Source organism: Streptomyces sp. OR43, from assembly GCF_008042275.1.
Taxonomy (GTDB): Bacteria; Actinomycetota; Actinomycetes; order Streptomycetales; family Streptomycetaceae; genus Streptomyces.
Genome location: NZ_RDBK01000008.1, coordinates 210032 through 216448, shown reverse-complemented (window position 1 = coordinate 216448; position 6417 = coordinate 210032). Strand labels below are relative to the sequence as shown.

4 protein-coding genes and 2 pseudogenes are annotated in these 6417 nt (G+C 72.6%); 3 read left to right on the top strand and 3 right to left on the bottom strand.

The features are described 5' to 3' along the window. Nucleotides 1-151: pseudogene (locus tag EAO72_RS42785) on the bottom strand (sirohydrochlorin chelatase); the annotation flags it as partial. A gap of 25 nt (nt 152-176) precedes the next feature. Here EAO72_RS42785 and EAO72_RS04925 point away from each other — a divergent pair. Then, nucleotides 177-1088, top strand: a complete 912-nt coding sequence (locus tag EAO72_RS04925) for a sirohydrochlorin chelatase (protein WP_148015961.1) — start codon at nt 177-179, stop codon at nt 1086-1088. After that, nucleotides 1057-2166: pseudogene (gene cobC / locus EAO72_RS04920) on the top strand (Rv2231c family pyridoxal phosphate-dependent protein CobC); the annotation flags it as partial. The gene EAO72_RS04925 and the pseudogene cobC, both read left to right, overlap by 32 nt. Nucleotides 2167-2432: 266 nt before the next feature. Here the strand turns inward: cobC and EAO72_RS04915 are convergent. Further along, nucleotides 2433-3533 carry an SCO1860 family LAETG-anchored protein gene (locus EAO72_RS04915; protein WP_148015959.1) on the bottom strand — a complete coding sequence of 367 codons (1101 nt, stop codon included), beginning with the start codon at nt 3531-3533 and terminating at the stop codon, nt 2433-2435. Between the two features lie 342 nt (nt 3534-3875). Next, entirely contained in the window at nt 3876-4976 is a 1101-nt protein-coding gene (locus tag EAO72_RS04910; protein WP_261991329.1) for an amidohydrolase family protein, read from the bottom strand. A 169-nt stretch (nt 4977-5145) separates the two neighbouring features. Between EAO72_RS04910 and EAO72_RS04905 the strand changes: the two genes are divergently transcribed. Then, complete coding sequence (locus tag EAO72_RS04905; RefSeq protein WP_148015958.1) at nt 5146-6252, top strand: pyridoxal-phosphate-dependent aminotransferase family protein; 1107 nt, start codon at nt 5146-5148, stop codon at nt 6250-6252. Nucleotides 6253-6417: the final 165 nt, after the last annotated feature.

Sequence of the window (6417 nt, the reverse complement as noted above, 5' to 3'; positions counted from 1 at the left end):
CCACACCCGCGTAGCCCCGGCCCTCCCAGAACAGCCGCGCGGCCTTGTGCACCTCGGCGTTGGCGTCCGGGTCGGTGGAACCGCGCCCCACCAGCAGAATCGTCACCTCGGACCGGTCCGTGTCGCCCAGCACCTCGTCCACCCGCCGCTCCCCCCATGAACACCCTGGAGCATCCGTGAACACGCCGTCCGCCCAGCCCGCCCTGCTCATCGCCGGCCACGGCACCCGGGACGAGGGCGGGGCCGCCGCCTTCCGTGACTTCGTGGCCGAACTCGGCGCACGCAATCCGCAACTGCCCGTCGCGGGCGGTTTCATCGAACTGTCGCCGCCGCCGCTGGGCGACGCGGTGACCGAGCTCGTCGAGCAGGGGGTCAGGCACTTCGCCGCCGTCCCGCTGATGCTGGTGTCGGCCGGCCACGCCAAGGGCGACATCCCGGCGGCGCTGAGCCGCGAGAAGGAGCGCCACCCGGGTATCTCGTACACGTACGGGCGTCCGCTGGGTCCGCATCCGGCGCTGCTGAAGGTGCTGGAGCGGCGGGTGGACGAGGTGCTGGGCGACACGGACCGGTCCGAGGTGACGATTCTGCTGGTGGGGCGCGGTTCCACCGACCCGGACGCCAACGCCGAGGTGCACAAGGCCGCGCGGCTGTTCTGGGAGGGCCGGGGCTACGCGGGTGTGGAGACGGCTTTCGTCTCGCTGGCCGCCCCTGATGTGCCGTCGGGTCTGGACCGTTGCGTGAAGCTGGGTGCGGGGCGCATAGTCGTTCTGCCGTACTTCCTCTTCACGGGCATCCTGCCGGACCGGGTGCGTCACCAGACCACGGAGTGGGCCGCCGCCCACCCGGAGCTGGACGTCCGGCCGGCCGAGGTGATCGGTGCCGCGGAAGAACTGCTCGATCTGGTCATGGAGCGCTACCGGGAGGCCGTCAAGGGCGATCTGCGGATGAACTGCGACTCTTGCGTGTACCGGATCGCACTGCCGGGCTTCGAGGACAAGGTGGGACTGCCGCAGCAGCCGCACTTCCACCCTGACGACGACGGCCATCACCACCACCCCCACCATGGCGGTCATGCACACTCCCATTGAGAGTCCCGACGCTACAGGCGCGGGCACGCACGATCTGCGTCATCACGGTGACGCGGAGGTACGGGGACGGGGCCGGGATCTGACCGATCTCGCCGTCAACGTACGGGCCGGGACCCCACCGGCCTGGCTGAAGGAGCGGATAGCCGCGTCCCTGGGCGCGCTCGCCTCGTACCCGGACGGGCGCGTCGCGCGCGCCGCGGTCGCCGCCCGGCACGGGCTGCCGCCCGAGCGGCTCCTGCTGACGGCGGGGGCGGCGGAGGCGTTCGTGCTGATCGCCCGCGCGCTGCCGGCCCGAAGACCGGTCGTGGTGCATCCGCAGTTCACCGAGCCGGAGGCGGCGTTGCGCGCGGCCGGGRACGAGGTGGGGCGGGTGCTGTTGCGGGCCGGGGACGGCTTCCGGCTGGATCCGGCGCAGGTGCCGGCCGACGCCGATCTGGTGGTGGTCGGCAATCCGACCAACCCGACGTCGGTACTGCATCCGGCGGCCGTGCTGGAGCGGCTGGCGCGTCCCGGGCGGACGCTGGTGGTCGACGAGGCCTTCATGGACGCGGTGCCGGGCGAACGCGAGGCGCTGTGCGGCCGTACGGACATCCCCGGGCTCGTGGTGCTGCGCAGCCTCACCAAGACGTGGGGGCTCGCCGGGCTGCGGATCGGGTACGTGGCGGCCGCGCCGGAGACCATCCGCACGCTGGAGGAGGCACAGCCGCTGTGGCCGGTGTCGTCCCCGGCGCTGGCGGCGGCCGAGGCGTGCGTGGAGCCGCGGGCGCTGGCCGAGGCGGCCGCCGCGGCGGACCGGATCGCGGTGGACCGGTGCCATCTGGTGGCGGGTCTGCGGGAGTTCACCGAGATACGGGTCGTGGAGCCAGCGCAGGGACCGTTCGTGCTGATCCGGCTGGAGCGGGCCGCGGAGATACGTGAGCGGCTGCGGATGCTGGGTTTCGCGGCGCGGCGCGGCGACACGTTTCCGGGGCTCGGCGACGAGTGGCTGCGGCTGGCGGTACGGGACCGCGCGACGACCAACCGGTTCCTCCAGGCGTTCGACCAGGCCCTTCAGGCCCTGTCCGCGGTCAGCCGCTGACGACGTCCGGCTTGAGTGGGACCACCTTCGCGGCGATCAGCCCGATGGCGGCGGCGCCACAGCCGTCTGGAGGGTCTCCGGTTCCGGTTCGTCGCGGGCTGCCCGCTCTGCGGTCTGGTCGATGGCAGCCGGACATGACCTCGGTCCCCGCCGCCCGGGAGCGGTCGTCCGAATCCGGCGGCGCCGCCGTACACATGGGAAGCGGCGCTCCGGCTGCCGGAACGCCGCTTCCCTCCCCTCCTACGGCCCCCCTCGGGCCTCGGGCGTCAGCCCTGCGTACGCCTCCGGGCCACGACCATGGCGCCGGCGCCGACCGCCAGCAGCAGGGCCGCGCCTCCGGCGACGTACGGCGTGGCGGAGCTGCTGCCCGTCTCCGCAAGGTCGGCGTCGGTGGTGGTCTGCGGGGCGTCACCGGTGCCGGTCTGGGGCTTCACGTCGCCGCCGGTGCCGCCGGCCGTGTCACCTGCCGTGGAGCCGGCGGTGGAGCCCGCGGTGCTGGATCCGCCGTCGGTGGAGCCTCCGTTGCCGGAACCTCCGTTGTCCGAGCCGCCGTCACTCGAACCGCCGTCGCTGGACCCGCCGTCGGTCGAACCTCCGTTGTCCCCGCCTCCGTTGCCGCTGCCGCCGTTCCCGCCGCCACCCGTGGACGCCGCCTTCGGCGTCTCGCAGGTGGCCTCGGCGAGCGTGACCTCGCCCTTCACGTCGGCGACGTTCAGCTCGCCCGGGTTGACCGAGACCTTCAGCTGGAGGGCGACCGCAGCGGCGGTGCGCGAGGTGGTGCTCGTCCTCGACAGGTCGAGCGTCACCGAGCCGACGCCGGGAACCGCGATCTGCGTGGTGCCTCCGGCGGTCAGGGTGACGCGCTTGCCGAGGACCTTCACATGTCCCAGCACGTTCGACTCGGCGACCGGTTTGTGGCCCACCTCGCAGACCGCCTTGGAGGTGACCTGCTCGACCTCGACCAGTGAGAGCAGCGGCAGGCCGGGCAGGTGCAGCTTCGCCTTCACCACGTTGCTGTAGCCCTCGGCACGGTGCTTGTTCACGGTCGCCTTCGCCGTGGCCACATCGGCGCGCAGCACGCGGACCGGCGATCCGCCCTCCACACCGTCCAGCTTCACGCTGAGCGCGGTCTTCTCCGCGCTCCGAGGCGCCTGCACTTCGTTGAGCGTGGCCTCGAGCGGCACATCGATCGTCTTGTTCAGGAGCGAGACGTCGAGTGCGGTACGGAGCACGACCGCGCTCGCCTTCCCGTCGCCGGTGGTCGTGGTGGTCGTCGCGGTGGTGGCGTGCGCCGGGACGGCGACCAGCAGGGCGACGGGAGCGGCGGCGACCGCCAGGGCGGCGAGACGGAAGGTGTTGCTGTTCAAGATGGTGGAACCCCCACAAGAGACATGGAGCCGCCGGCGCCGTCCAATGGGGGACATCGCGGGCACCGGTGGCCTCGACTCCGTGAATCTTTACGCACAGAGGGTGAACTGGCAGACACCTGACGTGAGTTCACCCCAAAGGGGGGTTTCCGTGTCTGTATTCGAATAATCCGGCACGTGCGTTCCTTGAGTTCACCCGTTTCACTGAACGCGGGCGGCTCGGAAGGCTCTCGAAGCGGGGCGCCCGGAGTTCGCGGAGGTGATTCAACGAGCGCGCGCGCTCCGGGTCACTGCCGGTCAACACGGCGCCCACCGGGCCCGCCCGGGCCCGGGACACCCGGATCAGCCGATCACGCGCCCGTTCAGGACGACCCGGCGCGGGGCCGCCAGCACGCGCACGTCCGCCCGCGGGTCCTCGTCGTACACCACGAGGTCGGCCGGCTCGCCCTCCTCCAGCCCCGGCCTGCCGAGCCACGCGCGGGCCGCCCAGGTCGTCGCCGACAGTGCCTCCAGGGCCGGGATGCCCGCCTTGACGAGCTCCGCGACCTCGTCGGCCACCAGACCGTGGGCGAGCACCCCGCCGGCATCGGTGCCGACGAACACCGGCACGCCCGCGTCGTACGCGGCGCGCACGGTGTCGTAGCGGCGCTCGTGGAGCCGGCGCATATGGGCCGACCAGCGGGGGTACTTGGCCTCGCCGCCCTCGGCGAGCGTGGGGAAGGTGGCGATGTTGACCAGGGTGGGCACGATCGCGACCCCGCGCTCGGCGAAGAGCGGGATGGTGTCCTCGGTCAGCCCGGTCGCGTGCTCGATGCAGTCGATCCCGGCCTCGACGAGATCGCGCAGCGAGTCCTCGGCGAAGCAGTGCGCGGTGACCCGGGCCCCCAGCCGGTGCGCCTCGGCGATGGCGGCCCCGACCTCCTCGCGCGGCCAGCAGGCGGTCAGGTCGCCCACCTCGCGGTCGATCCAGTCGCCGACGAGCTTCACCCAGCCGTCACCGCGGCGCGCTTCCTGCCCGACGTACGCCACCAGCTCGTCCGGCTCGATCTCGTACGCGTAGTTCCTGGTGTACCGCCGGGTCCTGGCGATGTGCCGGCCGGCCCTGATGATCTTCGGCAGGTCCTCGCGGTCGTCGATCCACCGGGTGTCGGCGGGTGACCCCGCGTCCCGCAGGAGCAGCGCGCCCGCCTCCCGGTCGTCGAGGGCCTGCTTCTCGGTCGTCGCCGGGTCGACGGCGCCGTGGTGGTCGAGCCCGACGTGGCAGTGGGCGTCGACCAGTCCGGGCAGGGCCCAGCCGGTGACGACGACCGCCTCGTCCGCGCCCGGGGGCCGCTCGTACGTCACCCGCCCGTCGACCGCCCAGATCTCGTCCCTGACGTCCTCGGGGCCGACGAGCACCCGGCCCCTCACCTGCAGCACCCGCGGCGCCTCGTGATCACTCATGGACAGCACTGTACGAGGCGCCGGGCCGGGCGCCACGCCCTGCCGGATCCTCGCCGGATCCCTTCCGGCGGACGGGTCGGGGCCTTCCCCGGAGGGCTCGGTACCCTCGGTGCAGGCCTGGCCCGCAGGCCGGTCCGCACACCGATCCGATCCCGAAGAGAGCACCACCGTGACGCACCCCTTCCTCGACCTGACCCCGCTCACCGCCGCGCACTTCGCGGCGATCGAGCGGCAGGTGGCCGGTCTCCTCGCCACCGAGCAGGACGTCGTCATCATGCAGGGCGAGGCGCTCCTCCCCCTCGAAGGCTGCATCAGGGGCGGTGCCCGGCCCGGATCGACGGCGCTGAACGTCGTCACGGGGCCGTACGGTCAGACGTTCGGCAACTGGCTGCGCGACTGCGGCGCCGAGGTCATCGATCTGGAGGTTCCCTTCCACACGGCGGTCACCGCCGGCCAGGTCGCCGAAGCGCTGGCCGCGCACCCGGAGATCGACTTCGTGTCCCTGGTGCACGCGGAGGCGGCCACCGGCAACACCAACCCGGTCGCGGAGATCGGTGAGGTCGTCCGGGCGCACGGGGCGCTGTTCATGCTGGACGCCGTCGCCTCGGTGGGCGCCGAGCCGCTGCTGCCGGACGCCTGGGGCGTGGACCTGTGCGTGATCGGGGCGCAGAAGGCGATGGGCGGTCCGGCCGGGGTGTCCGCGGTGTCGGTGAGCGCGCGTGCCTGGGAGCGGATGGCCGCCAACGCGCAGGCGCCGCGCCGCTCCTACCTCTCCCTGCTGGACTGGAAGGAGCGCTGGATCGACGGCGGCCGACGGGCGCTGCTGCACGCCCCGGCCCAGCTGGAGATGCTGGCCCTGGAGGCCTGTGTGGAGCGGATCGAGGCGGAGGGACTGGACGCGTTGATGGCGCGCCACTCCGCCGCGGCCGCGGCGACCCGGGCCGGCGCGGTGGCGCTGGGCGGTGGCCTGACGCCGTACGTGCACGAGGCGCGGGATGCCGCTCCGGTGGCGACCACGCTGCGGACGCCGGACGGCGTGGACGCCGCGGAACTGGTCGCGCAGGCACGGGCGGCCGACCCGTCGCTGCCGCTGATCGCGGGGGGCGGGTCGCTGTCCAAGGAGATGATCCGGGTCAATCACTACGGTGTGGATGCGACGCGGGGCGCGGTGCTCTCCTCGCTCGCGGCTCTGGGGGCGGCGCTGGCCGATACGGGCCGGCAGGTCGATCTGGAAGCTGCCCGGAAGGCCGTTTCGGAAACCTGGACCGCCGCATAAATTCAGGCCCCATCAACAAATGCGGGGAGCTGCCTTATTCAGAGCAGCTCCCCGCATTCTTCTGCCCGCTTTCCCGAAGGCTAAACACCCCAGTTTCCGCGGCGGCCGATCTCCACAATTCGGTTGCGTCGCGCGAGAGTTACGACCTTGTGACCGACTCCACAC

Bases quoted from the DNA above. Each gene is read 5' to 3' on its own strand.
- EAO72_RS04910 (WP_261991329.1), bottom strand. From the start codon at position 4,976: ATGAGTGATCACGAGGCGCCGCGGGTGCTGCAGGTGAGGGGCCGGGTG.